The sequence below is a fragment of the Siccirubricoccus sp. G192 genome, from assembly GCF_019084075.1.
Lineage (GTDB): Bacteria > Pseudomonadota > Alphaproteobacteria > Acetobacterales > Acetobacteraceae > G192.
Genome location: NZ_JAHREN010000001.1, coordinates 3,989,151 through 4,004,430, shown reverse-complemented (window position 1 = coordinate 4,004,430; position 15,280 = coordinate 3,989,151). Strand labels below are relative to the sequence as shown.

General features: G+C 70.1%; 16 protein-coding genes and 1 tRNA gene. 16 read left to right on the top strand and 1 reads right to left on the bottom strand.

Annotated elements, in window-relative coordinates; translation table 11 throughout:
* Positions 1–18: 18 nt before the first annotated feature.
* Positions 19–1,164: an ISAs1 family transposase gene (locus tag KSF81_RS19325; protein ID WP_217380773.1), complete on the bottom strand. Its 1,146-nt coding sequence runs from the start codon at positions 1,162–1,164 to the stop codon at positions 19–21.
* A gap of 288 nt (positions 1,165–1,452) precedes the next feature.
* Between KSF81_RS19325 and ffh the strand changes: the two genes are divergently transcribed.
* The 16 genes from ffh to KSF81_RS30040 all read left to right on the top strand — a co-directional run bounded on the left by ffh (position 1,453) and on the right by KSF81_RS30040 (position 15,259).
* On the top strand, positions 1,453–2,838 hold the full coding sequence (ffh, locus tag KSF81_RS19320; RefSeq protein WP_217380351.1) for a signal recognition particle protein: 1,386 nt from the start codon (positions 1,453–1,455) through the stop codon (positions 2,836–2,838).
* A 31-nt stretch (positions 2,839–2,869) separates the two neighbouring features.
* Positions 2,870–3,211 carry a 30S ribosomal protein S16 gene (gene rpsP, locus KSF81_RS19315; RefSeq protein WP_217380350.1) on the top strand — a complete coding sequence of 114 codons (342 nt, stop codon included), beginning with the start codon at positions 2,870–2,872 and terminating at the stop codon, positions 3,209–3,211.
* A gap of 25 nt (positions 3,212–3,236) precedes the next feature.
* Entirely contained in the window at positions 3,237–3,755 is a 519-nt protein-coding gene (gene rimM / locus KSF81_RS19310) for a ribosome maturation factor RimM (RefSeq protein WP_217380349.1), read from the top strand.
* Entirely contained in the window at positions 3,752–4,528 is a 777-nt protein-coding gene (trmD, locus tag KSF81_RS19305) for a tRNA (guanosine(37)-N1)-methyltransferase TrmD (RefSeq protein WP_217380348.1), read from the top strand. Before rimM ends, trmD begins: the two co-directional genes overlap by 4 nt.
* A gap of 26 nt (positions 4,529–4,554) precedes the next feature.
* Complete coding sequence (rplS, locus tag KSF81_RS19300; protein ID WP_217380347.1) at positions 4,555–4,968, top strand: 50S ribosomal protein L19; 414 nt, start codon at positions 4,555–4,557, stop codon at positions 4,966–4,968.
* 73 nt (positions 4,969–5,041) lie between these two features.
* Positions 5,042–6,472 (top strand): 3-isopropylmalate dehydratase large subunit, encoded by a 1,431-nt coding sequence (gene leuC / locus KSF81_RS19295; protein WP_217380346.1) that lies wholly within the window; start codon positions 5,042–5,044, stop codon positions 6,470–6,472.
* On the top strand, positions 6,472–7,083 hold the full coding sequence (leuD, locus tag KSF81_RS19290) for a 3-isopropylmalate dehydratase small subunit (protein WP_217380345.1): 612 nt from the start codon (positions 6,472–6,474) through the stop codon (positions 7,081–7,083). Before leuC ends, leuD begins: the two co-directional genes overlap by 1 nt.
* Positions 7,084–7,109: 26 nt before the next feature.
* Positions 7,110–8,222 (top strand): 3-isopropylmalate dehydrogenase, encoded by a 1,113-nt coding sequence (leuB, locus tag KSF81_RS19285; RefSeq protein WP_217380344.1) that lies wholly within the window; start codon positions 7,110–7,112, stop codon positions 8,220–8,222.
* Positions 8,223–8,304: 82 nt separating this feature from the next.
* Positions 8,305–8,381 (top strand) — tRNA-Arg (locus KSF81_RS19280).
* 550 nt (positions 8,382–8,931) lie between these two features.
* Positions 8,932–9,129 carry a hypothetical protein gene (locus tag KSF81_RS30045; protein ID WP_254453623.1) on the top strand — a complete coding sequence of 66 codons (198 nt, stop codon included), beginning with the start codon at positions 8,932–8,934 and terminating at the stop codon, positions 9,127–9,129.
* A 15-nt stretch (positions 9,130–9,144) separates the two neighbouring features.
* A complete protein-coding gene (locus KSF81_RS19270) occupies positions 9,145–10,494 on the top strand; it encodes a cbb3-type cytochrome c oxidase subunit I (RefSeq protein ID WP_217379392.1) in 1,350 nt (449 codons plus the stop codon).
* Positions 10,495–10,541: 47 nt separating this feature from the next.
* Positions 10,542–11,324 carry a CbbQ/NirQ/NorQ/GpvN family protein gene (locus KSF81_RS19265; RefSeq protein WP_217380343.1) on the top strand — a complete coding sequence of 261 codons (783 nt, stop codon included), beginning with the start codon at positions 10,542–10,544 and terminating at the stop codon, positions 11,322–11,324.
* Positions 11,325–11,328: 4 nt separating this feature from the next.
* Positions 11,329–13,248: a nitric oxide reductase activation protein NorD gene (locus KSF81_RS19260; RefSeq protein ID WP_217380342.1), complete on the top strand. Its 1,920-nt coding sequence runs from the start codon at positions 11,329–11,331 to the stop codon at positions 13,246–13,248.
* A 238-nt stretch (positions 13,249–13,486) separates the two neighbouring features.
* On the top strand, positions 13,487–14,005 hold the full coding sequence (locus KSF81_RS19255) for a DUF4142 domain-containing protein (protein ID WP_217380341.1): 519 nt from the start codon (positions 13,487–13,489) through the stop codon (positions 14,003–14,005).
* Between the two features lie 287 nt (positions 14,006–14,292).
* Positions 14,293–14,988, top strand: a complete 696-nt coding sequence (locus KSF81_RS19250; RefSeq protein ID WP_254453622.1) for a tripartite tricarboxylate transporter substrate binding protein — start codon at positions 14,293–14,295, stop codon at positions 14,986–14,988.
* Positions 14,981–15,259: a tripartite tricarboxylate transporter substrate-binding protein gene (locus KSF81_RS30040; RefSeq protein ID WP_309139617.1), complete on the top strand. Its 279-nt coding sequence runs from the start codon at positions 14,981–14,983 to the stop codon at positions 15,257–15,259. The genes KSF81_RS19250 and KSF81_RS30040 overlap by 8 nt, the downstream gene beginning before the upstream one ends.
* The last annotated feature ends 21 nt before the right edge of the window (positions 15,260–15,280 follow it).

Genomic DNA, 15,280 nt, shown 5'->3' with positions numbered 1-15,280 from the left:
GGCAATCGGGTGAGTTTGTTACGCGGTGCCGCGGAGGAGTTGCTGGAGGTAGTCGGTGCTCCAGCCGGCGAGCTTGCGACGGTTCTTGAGGCTGGTGGTTGGCCTGGCCTGGTGCAGCAGGTTGAGCGCCATATGCTTGACCACGGCCATGTTCTCCGGCCCGTAGCCGGAACGCAGGCGGGCGAGGTCGTCGCGGAAGACGACGTCGAGTGTCCAATGCAGCCGGTTCTCGATGCCCCAATGCGCCCGCACCGCGCGGGCGAAGGTCTCGGCATCCAGCCTGGCTGAGCCGAGGTAGCAGCGGCGCTCGCGCTCGACCCGGCCGTTCCGTTCGGTTTCGCTCTCGACCATGCCGATCATGGCGAGGGCCGGGAAGGCGGGCTCGTCGGGGTAGCGGCGGTCGGAGAACAGCCAGTCCACGACATGGCAGACGCTGTGGCGCCGGACCTCGATGCGGCCGTGCTCGCCATCGGCGGTCTGGTGGGTCTGCACCGGCATCCCCGGAGGTGGGGCGGCAAAGAAGGCGGCGACCTCGGCATGGGTGAGTGGCCGGTTGGCCTTGAGCGCCAGCAGGTAGTTGCCACCGCGTGCCTGGATGGCCTCGGCGATGGCCCGCTGGGTCCCGATGGCGTCGATCGTGACCAGGGCACCGGCCAGTTCCAGCCGCTCCAGCAGCGCCGGGATGGCGGTGATCTCGTTTGACTTGCCGTCCACCACCTCCTGCCCCAGCACCAGCCGCCGCCCGCTGGCCCAGGCCGAGAGCAGGTGCAACGGCTCGCGCCCCTTGCCCCGGGCGTGGCTGCGCCGTGCGGTTTTGCCGTCGATGGCAATCACCTCCGGCCCGCCCAGGTCCGGGGCCGTGGCGCGCAGCCCGGCGACCCAGGCGGTGAAGCAGTCCCTGAACATTTCGGGGTCCAGCCGGGCCACTAGCGCTCCCAGCGTGTCATGGCTCGGGATGCCATGGGCGAAGGGCAGGAACCGGCGCAGGAAGCCAAGGTTCTGATTGCCCCAGACCTCGGCCTCGACAAAGTCGTCCGCCCCGGCCAGCGTCGCGCAGAGCAGCAACAGCAGGATTTCCGGCAAGGGATACAGCACCTTCGCCACCTGCCGCGGGTCCGACAGCGCCGCAAACCGCTCCACCAGCGACCCACCATCCCCAACCATGACGTGCCCCCCCACCAGAGGCACCCCACGAACCACTCCCACCAGCAAGGGGAAAGGCCACCCCGCATTCACCCGATTGCCCTGGGCCGCATGGGCATGCTGCTTGACCCTTGCCCCCCCGTGGCGTAACCAGCCTGCCGAGGGCCGGGTCCCTCTCGCTCGGTCCCCCGTCAGGCGGGGGGCTCCGCCGCTCCGCGAAGACTCGCGCAGCGGTGCGCTACCTTTTGGGGCAATCGGTGGCGGGGTGCTGGAGGATAGGATTTTAAGGAAGGGTCGCGGTTCACCGCCATGTTCGAGGCGCTCTCCAGCAAGCTGAACGGGGTTTTCGACCGGCTGCGCCGCCGCGGCGCGCTGTCAGAATCCGATGTGCAGGAGGCGCTGCGCGAGGTCCGCGTGGCGCTGCTGGAGGCTGATGTCGCGCTGCCGGTGGTGCGCGACCTGGTGGCCCGGGTGCGCGAGCGCGCGGTGGGACAGGAGGTCATCCGCTCCGTCTCACCGGCGCAACAGGTCATCAAGATCGTCAATGACTGCCTGGTGGAGGCGCTGGGCGGCGGCGAGGGCGATGACGGCAAGCGGGGCCTGGATCTCGCCGCGGCCGCGCCGGTGCCGCTGCTGATGGTTGGGCTCCAGGGTTCGGGCAAGACCACCACCTCGGGCAAGATCGCGCTGCGCCTGAAGGGGCGCGACAAGAAGAAGGTGCTGCTCGCCTCGCTGGACGTGCAGCGACCGGCGGCGCAGTTGCAGTTGCAGCAATTGGCGGAGCGGGCCGGCGTCGCCAGCCTGCCGATCATCCCGGGCCAGACGCCGCTCGAGATCGCCGCGCGCGCCATGGATCTCGGGCGCCGTGAACTCTATGACGTGGTGATCCTGGATACCGCCGGACGCCTCGCCATCGACGAGGCGCTGATGGCCGAGGTCGCGGCGGTGAAGGCCGCGACCAATCCGCATGAAACGCTGCTGGTCGTCGATGCCATGACCGGTCAGGACGCGGTGAATACCGCCCGCGCCTTCCAGGAGCGGGTCGGCGTTACCGGCATCGTCATGACGCGGGTCGATGGCGATGCGCGGGGCGGCGCGGCACTCTCCATGCGGGCGGTGACGGGCGCGCCGATCAAGCTGCTCGGCGCCGGCGAGAAGCTGGATGCGCTGGAGGATTTCCATCCCGACCGCATCGCCGGCCGCATCCTCGGCATGGGCGACATCGTCTCCCTGGTGGAGCGCGCGGCCGAGACGATCGACCGGGACGAGGCCGAGAAGATGGCCGCCCGGATGCAGAAGGGGCAGTTCAACCTCGAGGACTACGCCTCCCAGCTCAAGCAGATCGGCAAGATGGGCAGCCTTTCGGGCATCCTCGGCATGCTGCCGGGGGTGGGCAAGATGAAGGCGCAACTCGAGGACGCCAATCTCGACACCACCATCCTGAAGCGCCAGGCCGCCATCATCGGCAGCATGACACCGAAGGAGCGCCGCACGCCCGATATCATCAAGGCATCGCGGAAGCGCCGCATCGCCGCCGGCTCCGGCACCACGGTGCAGGAAGTGAACCGGCTGCTGAAGCAGTTCGACGACATGTCCGCGATGATGAAGCGGATGAGCAAGCTCGGCCAGAAGGGGTTGATGCGGGGTGGGCTTGGTGCCCTCCTGCCCGGCTCCGGCGGCCGCCGACCCTTTTGACAGCAACGACACCAGGAGCCACGGAAGCACTATGGGCCTGAAGATCCGCCTCGCGCGCGCCGGCGCCAAGAAGCGCCCCTATTACCACATCGTGGTGGCCGACAGCCGCAGCCCGCGCGATGGCCGCTTCATCGAGAAGCTGGGCAGCTACAACCCGATGCTGCCGGCCGAGCATGCCGAACGCGTCCGCCTGGTCGATGAGCGCATCGCGCATTGGCTGAGCAATGGCGCGGTGGCGACCGATCGCGTCGCGAAATTCCTCGGCAAGGCTGGGCTGGCGCCGATGCCGGTCTTCCCGGAGCAGCCGAAGAAGTCGGCACCGAAGAAGAAGGCGCAGGAACGCGCCGCCGCTGCCGCCGCCGCGGCCGGCTGAAGGCGGGAAGGACGGGCCATAGGCAATGGGTGCGAAGCGCATCCTGGTGGGCGAGATCGGCAGGCCGCATGGTGTGCGCGGCCTGGTGAAGCTGCGCAGCTTCACCGCCGATCCTGCGGCCATCGCCACCTATGGCCCGCTGACCGACGAGGGCGGCACGCGGCGCATCGCGCTGGCGGTGCTGGCGGAGGGCCTGGCCCGCATCGAGGGCATCGCCGATCGCGACGCCGCTGCGCGGCTGACCGGCACGCGCCTCTATGTGGAGCGCGACAGGCTGCCGCCGCCGGAGGAGGAGGAGTTCTACCTCGCCGACCTGATCGGCCTGCGGGCCGCGACGGCGGCCGGGGAAGCCCTCGGCAGCATCCGCGCGGTGGAGGAGCATGGCGCCGGCGCCTTCCTGGTGCTGGATGGCCCGCCCGAAAGGCTGGTCCCTTTCACCCGCGCCTGCGTGCCGGTGGTGGACCTGACGGCGCAACATGTCGTGGTGGTTCTGCCGGAGGAGATCCTGGTGCCGCCGCAGCCGGGTGAGGAGGCGGCGGCATGAGTTGGCATGCCTCCGTCCTGACCCTCTTCCCGGAGATGTTCCCGGGCCCGCTCGGCCAGTCGCTGGCCGGAAGGGCGCTGCGCGAGGGGCGCTGGCGGCTGGATGCTCTCGACATCCGCGGCTTCGCCACCGACCGGCACCGCACCGTGGACGACACGCCCTTCGGCGGCGGCGCCGGCATGGTGCTGCGGCCGGATGTGGTGGATGCGGCCTGCGGCGCAGCGCTGGAGGCGGGGCCCGAACGGCCATTGCTGTTCCTGACGCCGCGTGGCCGGCACCTCGACCAGGCGCTGGTGCGGGAACTGGCCGCGGCGCCGGGCGTGGTGCTGCTCTGCGGCCGTTACGAGGGCATTGACCAGCGCGTGGTGGAAGCGCGCGGGATGCGGGAAGTCTCCATCGGCGACTACGTCCTCTCGGGCGGCGAGCCGGCGGCGCTGGTCCTGCTCGATGCCTGCGTGCGGCTGCTGCCGGGCGTCATGGGCGCGGCGGCGAGCGCCGAGGAGGAGAGCTTCGCCGCGGGCCTGCTCGAATACCCGCATTACACGCGCCCGGCGGAATGGAATGGCCGCGCCGTGCCGGAGGTGCTGCTCTCCGGCCATCATGCCGAGGTGGCGCGGTGGCGGCACGCCGAGGCGGAACGCATCACCCGCGAACGCCGGCCCGATCTCTGGGCGCGGCACGAGGCTTCACTACGGATCGCGGCCCAGGCCGGCGGCGCAAGGGAGGGCAGCCCTGCGGGTGCCCCGCTTGCCGCTGAGGCCGGTGCCGCCTAAACGGAACGACGAAAGGAATTTCGACCATGAATCTGCTGCAGCAGTTCGAGGCGGAGCAGTTGACCCGCCTCGCCACCGCCCGCCCGGTGCCGGAATTCGGCCCCGGCGACACGGTGCGCGTGATGGTGAGGGTGGTCGAGGGCGAGCGGGTCCGCGCCCAGGCCTATGAGGGCGTGGTGATCGCGCGGTCCAACAAGGGTGTGAACAGCAATTTCACCGTCCGCAAGCTCTCCTATGGCGAGGGTGTGGAGCGCGTCTTCCCGCTCTACTCGCCCTCCGTCACGGAGATCCAGGTGATGCGGCGCGGCAAGGTGCGGCGCGCGAAGCTCTACTTCCTGCGCGGGCGCACCGGCAAGGCCGCCCGCATCCAGGAGAAGCTCGGCACCTATGCCGATGCCGCCAGGGCATCGGCCGAGCGCCGGGCGGAGAAGCAGGCCTGAGCCTGCGGGACTGAAGAGCGGCCCCGTCCCGCGCCGGATGCGCGGGGTGGGCGCCGGGATACGGGGAACGAGGATGTCAGGTCAGAAGCCGCGCACGCTGTTCGACAAGATCTGGGACGCGCATGTCGTCGAGACGCTGCCCGACGGCACCGCGCTGCTCTATGTCGACCTCCACCTCACCCATGAGGTGACGACGCCGCAGGCCTATGACGGCTTGCGCGCGGCGGGGCGCAAGGTGCGCCGGCCGGATGCGACCATCGCGGTGGTGGACCACAACATCGCCACCGACGAGAGCCGCCGCACCGGCATCCTCGACCCCGAAAGCCGGTTGCAGGTCGAAACGCTGGAGCGGAACGTCCAGGAATTCGGCGTTCCCTACATTCCGCTGCTGGATGACCGGCAGGGGATCGTGCATGTCATCGGGCCGGAGCTTGGCCGCTCGCTGCCCGGCATGACCATCGTCTGCGGCGACAGCCACACCTCGACGCATGGCGCCATGGGCGCGCTGGCCTTCGGCATCGGCACCTCCGAGGTCGAGCATGTGCTGGCCACCCAGACCCTGCTGCAGAAGCCGGCGAAGAACATGCGGGTGCTGGTCGAGGGCAATCTCGCCTTCGGCTGCTCGGGCAAGGACATCACCCTGGCCATCATCGGCCGGATCGGCACCGCCGGCGGCACCGGCCATGTGATCGAATATGCCGGCGACACGATCCGCGCGCTCGACATGGCCGGGCGCATGACGGTCTGCAACATGTCGATCGAGGGCGGCGCGCGGGCCGGCATGGTGGCGCCGGACGAGACCACCTTCGACTATATCCGCCGCACCCCGGAGGGGCCGAAGGGCGAGGCGCTGGAGCGCGCGCTGGCCTGGTGGCGGACGCTGCCCTCGGACCCGGGCGCGCGGTTCGACAGGGAAGTGCGGATCGCGGCGCATGAGATCGCGCCGCAGGTCACCTGGGGCACCAGCCCGGAGGATGTGCTGCCGATCACCGGCATCATCCCGAACCCCGAGGAGGCCGCGGATGAGGCGCGCCGCGCGCAGCTTCGCCGCATGGTGGAATACATGGGCGTGGCGCCGGGCCAGCGGCTGCAGGACCTGCCGGTGGATGTGGTCTTCATCGGCAGCTGCACCAATAGCCGAATCGAGGACATCCGCGCCGCCGCCGCCATCGCCCGTGGCCGCCGCGTGGCCGAGGGCGTGCGCGCCATGGTGGTGCCGGGTTCCGGCCTGGTGAAGAAGCAGGCCGAGGCGGAGGGGCTCGACCGCATCCTGCGCGAGGCCGGCTTTGAATGGCGGGAAGCCGGCTGCTCGATGTGCCTTGGCATGAACCCGGACAAGCTGACCCCGGGCCAGCGCTGCGCCAGCACCAGCAACCGTAATTTCGAGGGGCGTCAGGGCCCCGGCGGGCGGACGCATCTGCTGAGCCCCGCCATGGCCGCCGCCGCCGCGGTGGCCGGCAGGCTGGCCGATGTGCGCGACTACCAGCCGAAGGAGGCGGTGTGATGCAGGCTTTCACCACCCTCACGGGCGTCGCGGCGCCGCTGCCGATGGCGAATGTCGATACCGACAAGATCATCCCGGCGCGCTTCCTGAAGTCGATCAGCCGCTTCGGATTCGGCAAGCATCTCTTCGCCAATCTGCGCTTCCGGGAGGATGGGTCGGAGAATCCCGATTTCGTCCTCAACCAGGAACCGTACCGCAAGGCCGAGGTGCTGATCGCCTTCGAGAATTTCGGCTGCGGCTCCTCGCGCGAACATGCGCCCTGGGCGCTGCTGGATTTCGGCATCCGCTGCGTCATCGCCCCGGATTTCGCCGATATCTTCCACAGCAACTGCTTCAAGAACGGCGTCCTGCCGGTCCAGCTCCCGCGCGCCGTCTGCGAGCAGCTTATTGAAGACGCGAAGATGGGGCCGAATGCTCGCGTCACCGTCGATCTGGAGCGGCAGGTGGTGGTCCGCCCGAATGGCGAGGAGATCCCCTTCCAGATCGACCCGCTGCGACGCCACCTGATGCTGAACGGGCTCGATGACATCGGCCAGACCATGCAGCATGTGGGTGCCATCGATGGATTCGAGGCACGGCAGAAATCCGCACAGCCCTGGCTCTATCGCTAGTCCAAAATTCGGAGGTCGCCCCGCCCATGCCCGCCAACAAGAAGCTGCTCGTGCTGCCTGGTGACGGCATCGGCCCCGAGGTGATGCGCGAAGTCCGGCGCATCATCGACTGGATGGACCGCCGCCGCAGCGTCAGCTTCGAGATCGAGGAGGGGCTGGTCGGCGGCGCCGCGCTCGATGCCGAGGGCACCCCCTGCTCGGACGCCACCCTGGCGCGCGCCCGCGCTGCCGATGCCGTGTTGTTCGGCAGCGTCGGCGGCCCGAAATGGGACAGCCTGCCCTTCGACAAGCGACCGGAGCTCGGCATCCTGCGGTTGCGCAAGGAGCTTGGGCTTTTCGCCAATCTCCGTCCCGCGGTGGTACTGGACCCGCTGGTGGAGGCTTCCTCGCTGAAGCCGGATCTGGTGCGTGGCCTCGATCTCATGATCGTCCGCGAATCGACCGGCGGCATCTATTTCGGCGAGCCGCGCGGCGTCGAGACGATGCCGAACGGCAAGCGCCGTGGCATCGACACCGAGGTCTATACCGAGGACGAGATCGCCCGGGTCGCCCGGGTCGGCTTCGACCTGGCGCGCAAGCGTCGGGGCAAGCTGACCTCGGTCGAGAAGGCGAATGTCATGCAGTCCGGCCGCCTCTGGCGCGCCGTGGTCGGGGAGATCGGCAAGGCGGAATTCCCGGATGTCGAGCTGGAGCACATGTATGCCGACAATTGCGCCATGCAGCTCTGTTCGCGGCCGAAGCAGTTCGACGTGATCCTGGGCAGCAACCTCTTCGGCGACCTGCTCTCGGACCTGGCGGCGGCGCTGACCGGCTCGCTCGGCATGCTGCCCTCGGCCACGCTGGGCGCCATCGGCGCGGATGGGCGGCGGCATGCGCTGTATGAGCCGGTGCACGGCTCCGCACCCGACATCGCCGGCAAGGGCATCGCCAATCCCTGCGCGCAGATGCTCTCCTTCGCCATGCTGCTGCGCTGGTCCTTCGGCATGGAGGAGGATGCGGCGCTGGTGGAGACGGCGGTGCAGAGCGTGCTCGCCGGTGGGCTCCGCACCGCGGATATCATGCAGGCCGGCATGGCCCGCGTCGGCACCGGCGTGATGGGCGAGGCCGTGGTCCGGGAATTGGACAAGCTGGCAGCCTGACGACCAAGGCAGGGGTTGCGCAGGGGGCTGTCCTCCGCTATGTCCCCCGCCTCGCCGACCCTTGTCCTTCCGGGTCGGCTGCGCGCCCGTAGCTCAGCTGGATAGAGCACCAGACTACGAATCTGGGGGTCAGGAGTTCGAATCTCTTCGGGCGCGCCATTCTTCCAATTTGGACAAGATCTTATCAGCGACCGCTTGGTGACCTTGGTCCTGACGTGACTTTGGACGCGCGCGGCGCGTCTGAGCGCGTGCTGCCGTGGGCTGTTTTGGCGGCGGTGTTGGCCTTTGGGCCTGCGCTCTTCACATTGGGCTGAGAATCCCCCTTGCCGGCTCGTGCGGCAAACACTCAATTGCGATACTCGTTTTGCGCGTATTGTTGATTCGCCCTGCGCGGCCCTGGCCCTGGCCGGTCGGCTTCCGCAATCGCAGGATAGAGGGTGGGGGACCCGCACCATGGCCGAGCGCCTGACGAAAGCCGCCACGCGCAACATCTTCTACGGGGGATCGGCCTTCTTCCTCGTGGTCTTCGTCGCGCTGACGGTGCACAGCCATCTCTACATGAACAGCACGAGCGCGCCGGTCTCGACGATGAGCGAGGGGGTGGTGCGCGGCAAGCATGTCTGGGAGCGCCACTCCTGCATCAACTGCCACACGCTGCTCGGCGAGGGCGCCTATTTCGCGCCCGAGCTCGGCAATGTCTGGAAGCGCTATGGCGGGCACGAGGACCCGGAGGGGGGCGCGCGCGGTCTTCGCCGCCTGGATGGCCTCGCAGCCGAGCGGGGTGCCGGGCCGGCGGCAGATGCCGCAGTTCCACCTGACCGAGCAGGAGGTCAGCGACCTCGCCGATTTCCTGGAATTCGTCAGCCGGATCAACACCCAGGGCTGGCCGCCCAACGACGCGGGCTGAGGGGACACGAGTGTCATGAAGTATGCCAGCCAGAAGGTCGCCCATGTCTATTTCCTCGGCGCCCTCGGCCTGTTCGTGGTGCAGATCCTGTTCGGCCTGCTCGCCGGCACGGTCTATGCCCTGCCGAATTTCCTCGCCGAGCTGCTGCCCTTCAACATCATTCGCATGATCCACACCAATGCGCTGGTGGTGTGGCTGCTGATGGGCTTCTTCGGCGCCGCCTACTACCTGGTCCCGGAGGAGGCGGAGCGCGAGCTGGAGAGCCCGCTGCTCGCCTATGTCCAGTTCGCGCTGCTGCTGGTCGGCGCGCTGGCCGCGGTGGGCGGCTACCTCATGGGCATCCATGAGGGGCGGGAGTTCCTGGAGCAGCCGCTCTGGATCAAATGGGCGATCGTCGTGGTCGCCGGCCTCTTCCTCTACAATATCGGCATGACGGTGCTGAAGGGGCGCCGCACCGCGATCACCAACGTGCTGCTGCTCGGCATGGTCGGGATCGCGGTGTTCTGGCTCTTTGCCATCTGGAACCCGGCGAACATCGCGGTCGACAAGCTCTACTGGTGGTATGTGATCCATCTCTGGGTCGAGGGGGTGTGGGAGCTGGTGATGGCCTCCATCCTGGCCTTCCTGGTCCTCAAGATGACCGGCGTCGATCGCGAGGTGGTGGAGAAGTGGCTCTATGCCATCGTCGGCCTGGCGCTGTTCTCCGGCCTGCTCGGCACCGGCCACCACTACTACTGGATCGGCGCGCCGGGCTACTGGCAGTGGGTCGGCAGCATCTTCTCGACCTTCGAGGTCGCGCCCTTCTTTGCCATGGTGATCTTCACCTTCAGCATGGTCTGGCGCGGCCGGCGCGACCACCCGAACAAGGCGGCGATGCTCTGGGCGCTGGGCTGCACGGTCGGCGCCTTCTTCGGCGCCGGGGTCTGGGGCTTCATGCACACCCTGCACGGGGTGAACTACTACAGCCACGGCACCCAGATCACCGCAGCCCACGGCCACCTCGCCTTCTTCGGCGCCTATGTGATGCTGAACCTGGCCATCATCACCTATGCCATGCCCTATCTGCGCGGCCGCCAGCCCTACAACCAGGTGCTCAACATGTGGAGCTTCTGGATCATGGTCTCGGCAATGTTCTTCATGACCATCGTGCTGACCTTCGCCGGCGTGGTGCAGGTGCACCTGCAGCGGGTGATGGGCATGATGTACATGGAGGTGCAGGAGCAACTGCTGCTGTTCTACTGGATGCGGCTCGGCGCCGGCGCCGTCGTGGCGGTTGCCGTGCTGCTCTATGTCTGGTCGGTGCTCGGCCCGGTGCATGAGGAACGGCCGGCGCACATGGCCGCCGAACCGCAGCCCGCCGAATGAGCAGCGCCGCCCAGGGGAGGGGCGAGGGGACGCACGAGGGGAAGGGGATGGCACCCGCCATCCCCTACTACGCACCCACCGGCGAGGAATGCACCCTCTTCGAACAGGCCTTCCGCAACCACCTGCCGCTGCTCATCAAGGGCCCGACCGGCTGCGGCAAGACCCGCTTCGTGGCGCATATGGCGGCCCGCCTCGGCCGGCCCCTCTATACCGTCGCCTGTCATGACGACCTCACCGCCGCCGACCTCACCGGCCGCTACCTGCTCAAGGGCGGCGACACCGTCTGGACCGATGGGCCGCTGACCCGCGCCGTCCGGGAAGGCGCCATCTGCTACCTCGACGAGGTGGTCGAGGCGCGCAAGGACGTCACCGTCGTCCTCCACCCCCTGACCGACCACCGACGCGTCCTGCCCTTGGAACGTACGGGGGAGTTGCTGGAGGCGCCGCCCGGCTTCATGCTGGTGGTCTCCTACAACCCGGGCTACCAGAACGTGCTGAAGGGGCTGAAGCCCAGCACCCGGCAGCGCTTCCTCGGCCTAGATTTCGGCTTCCCGCCGCCCGAGGCGGAGGCCAGCATTGTGGCGCAGGAAAGCGGCCTGCCGCGCGACCGCTGCGTGCCGCTGGTGCGGCTGGCGAATGCGCTGCGCGACCTCAAGGGCCAGGACCTGGAGGAGGGCGTCTCCACCCGCCTGCTGGTCTATTGCGCCGCCCTGATCGCCGCCGGGATGAAGCCGGCCCAGGCGATCCGCGCCGCCATGATCGAGCCGTTGACCGATGAGCCGGATGTGCGGCAGGCGCTGCTCCGCGTCGCCGAGATCACCCTCGGCTAGCCGCATGGCCCCGATCTTCGAGCCGGAGGAGAGCATCGGCCAGCAATGGCACCGCCTGGTCGGCGGCGCCAGCAGTTGGCCGCACCACCCCGAGGCCGCGCTGCGGCTGGAGGAGGTCCGCGGCCGGCTCGGCGTGATGTTCCGCGCGCTCGGCGGGCAGGGCGGGGTGCGGCTGATGGCGGCAGGCGCCGCGGTCTCTGGCCACCGGCTCGGGCTGCGCCAGCGCCTCGGCCTTGGTGCTACGGAGAAGCTGGAGGCGCCGCGCTTCGATGGCGCCACCCTGGAACTGCCGGAGACGCTGGACCTGCTGCCGCTCCGCGCAGACAACGAGGCGCTCTATGAATGGCTCGCCGCCTGGTTCGCCGCGGCAGGCCCGCCCTCACCACCCCCCGCCGACCCCTTGCAGGCCGATATCGCCCGGCTGCGCGAGGTCGAGGCAGCCACCGCCCGGCTGCTGCGGCGCTGGCCCGGCCTCCGCCCGCTGCAGGCCCGGCTAGCCGCCGCGCTGCTGGCCGAACGCCCGCGCCGCCGCCTGCCGCGCGAGGAGGCGGTGGTCGAGGCGGCGGTACGGCGCCTGCTGGGCGCGTCGGAACCGGCGCCGGAGGGGCTCCTCGACCCCGCCGTGCCGCTGGCGCGCTTCCGCGCCCCCCGCCGCTACCGCCCCTTCCTGCCCGTGCCGCTCTGGGGCGAGGTCGTCGCGGCCCCGGCCGGGGCCGCGGCGCGCCAGGCCGACCAGCCGGAGGAGGAGCCGAGCGGCCCCGCCGCTGCCGCCGATGCCCGGCGCCGCCGCGCCCGCCGGCGCGAGAACGACCAGACCCGCCGCAACGACCCGCTGCTGCTGAATCGCTTTGAAACCATCATCGGCCTGGCCGAGATGATGAACCTCAACCGCGCGGTCGAGGATGACGATGCGGACTCCGCCCGCAAGGCCGCCGACGACCTCGACGAGATCGCGGTCGGCCCGCACCAGCGCCGCGCGGCGACGCGGCTGAAGCTGGAACTCGACTTGGCGCCTGCCGCCACGGCCACCACGGCGCTGGCGCCGGATATCCACCTCTACCCCGAATGGGACCATTCCCGCCGCGTCTGGCACCCGGCGCATTGCCGCGTCATCGCCGAACCCGCCGCGGCGGAGGGCGAGGACTGGGTGCCGGATGAGGCGGCGCGCCGCCGCCTCCGCCGGGTGCGCCGGCAGTTCGAGGCGCTGCGGCCGCGCCGCCAGATCCTGCACGCGCAGCCGGATGGCGAGGAGCTGGACCTCTCCGCCCTGGTCCGTTCGGTGGCGGACCGCCGGGCCGGGCTGCCCGGCAGCGAGCGGGTTTATAGCAGCGCCCGCGCGGTGCAGCGGGACCTGGCGGTGGCGGTGCTGGTGGATGTCTCGCTCTCGACCGACAGTTGGGTCGAGGACCGGCGGGTGCTGGATGTCGAGAAAGAGGCGCTCCTGGCCCTGGCCGGCGGCCTCGATGCCTGCGGCGACGAGAATGCGGTCTTCACCTTCACCTCCCGCCGCCGCGAGCAGGTCTGGGTGCGGACCGTGAAGGAATTCGACGATGCACTGGACGCCGCCGCCATCCGCCGCATCCAGGCGCTGAAGCCTGGCCACTACACCCGCATGGGCGCCGCGGTGCGGCATGTCACGCGGCGCCTTTCGGAACGGCCGCAGAGCCGCCGCCTGCTGCTGCTGCTGACCGACGGCAAGCCCAACGACGCCGACCACTATGAGGGCCGCTACGCCGTGGAGGATACCCGGATGGCGATTCGTGAGGCGCGGCGCGCCGGCATCCGGGTCTTCGGCATCACCGTGGACCGCGAGGCGCGGGACTATTTTCCCTACATCTTCGGGCCGGGCGCCTATGCGATCTTCCCGCATATCGCGCGCCTGCCCACCGCCCTGCCGGCGATCTACCGGCAGGTCGCCGGGTGAGCCGGCCCGATGACCGCAGGGCGCATGGCCCGGAGGTCTGAATCGGGCCGGAAACCAAGCGGCCCGATGACCGCAGGGCGCATGGCCCGGGGGTCTGAATCGGGCCGGAGAATGCGGCAGATGCACCGGGACCGCCGCATCCCCGCTGAAGGGCAGAGACGATGCTGAGACGAACGCTCCTCCTTGCCGCACTCCTCGCCGCCCCGCAGGGGGGGGGGCGCTGGCCCAGACCCGCATCGTGCCCGACCCCACGCCGCGCCTGCCGGCGCAGCCGGGCCAGGGCCTCTCGGCCGAGGACGCGCGCTCCCTGCAAAGGGCTGTGCGGCTGAGCGAGGCGCAGGTCGAGGCCGGCCGGCTCGGGGCCGAGAGGGCGGCTGGCGCCGAGGTCAAGCAACTCGCCGCCAGCATCGCCGAGGAGCATGCACGGTTCCGGAAGGCCCTGGGGGACCTGGCCGCGGAGCACCAGGTGGCCTTGCAGGGCCGCGAGGCCGCCGGCATCGCGGACCAATCGCTCAGCGCGCTGCGCCAGGCCAGCGGCGAGGCCTTCGACCGCGCCTTCCTGGCGCGCCAGCTCAGCCTCTACCGGGTGATGGCCCAGCTCTACCAGACCATGGCCTCGAACTCGCCGGAGCCGGCCCTGCAACGCTTCGGGATCACGGCGCTGGCGGCGCTGCGCGGGCATTTCGAGACGGCACGGACCCTCGGCGCCCGCTTCGGGCTGAGCGTCGATACCGTCGAGAACCCGCCGCAGTACTGACGCCGGCCCAGGCCGCTTGGCGCGGCAGGCAGTGCGGGGCAGGCGGCCGGCGCAGCCGGTCCCCGATGCCCCAGCGGGTGCCTGCCCGCCAGGCTTCCGCGGCGGTCTGCCGTCTGCCCCGGCACCCGCAGGCGGATCGGGCCGTCCGGCCCTCCAGCCTGAAACCGGCCCGCCTCTCCCACCGTTGAATGGCCGCCCCACGGATCCATGGGTAGCCGCACCCTCCATGCCCCGCCTTGCGGCAAGGAACCAGGCGAGATCGTCCGCCAGGCCGAGGAGATGCCCGCATGAGGCGCCGTCGCCTATTGCTCGCCGCCGCCGCGCTGGCAGATGCTCCGGCCTGGGCCCAGGCCGGGACCTGGAAGCCCTCCCGGCCCGTCACCATCGTCGTGCCCTTTGCCGCGGGGTCGGGGACGGATGCGATCACGCGCATCCTTGCCATGCTGCTCGATCCCGAATGGGGCCAGCCCGTGCTGGTGGAGAACCGGGCTGGCGCGAACGGCGTCCTGGCCGCGACGCAGGTCGCGCGCAGCGCGCCCGATGGGCACACGCTGCTGATGACGACGAATACGCCGCATGCCGCCAACCCTGCCCTGATGCGGCACCTGGACTACGACCCGATCGGCGACTTCACCGCGGTCGGCCGCGCCGGGAACTATACGTTCTGGCTCGTGGTGGGGGAGGGCTCGCCCATCCGCTCGCTGCGCGAATTGCTGGACCAGGCGCGGGCGCGGCCGGGGCAGGTGACCTATGCCTCGGGCAATTCCACCGGCATCGTCGCGGGCGCGACCATCGCCCAGATGGGCGGGGTGGAGATGACGCATGTGCCCTACCGCAGCACGCCGCCGGCGATGACGGATGTGATCGCGGGCCGCGTCACGGCCATGGTGGTGGATGTCTCGGCCTCGCTCGCGCATGTGCAGGGGGGGCAGGCTGCGCGCCCTCGGCGTCACCAGCCGGGAGCGCAGCGCCCTGGTGCCTGACGTGCCGACCCTGCATGAGGGCGGGCTGGAGGGTTTCGACGTGGTCGCCTGGGCCGGACTGGTCGGCCCGGCGCGCCTGCCGCCGGACGTCGTGGCCAGCACCAATGCCGCCTTCCGTCGCGTCTGGGACCGGCCAGAGACGGTGCAGCGCCTGGCCACCATCGGCTTCGAGGCCAAGACCTCCACACCGGAAGCCTTCGACGCCTTCATCCGCGAGGAGATCGCCAAATGGGGCCGGATGGCCCGTGCGGCGGGCATCGAGCCGGAATAGGCGGGCCGCAACGGAAACGCC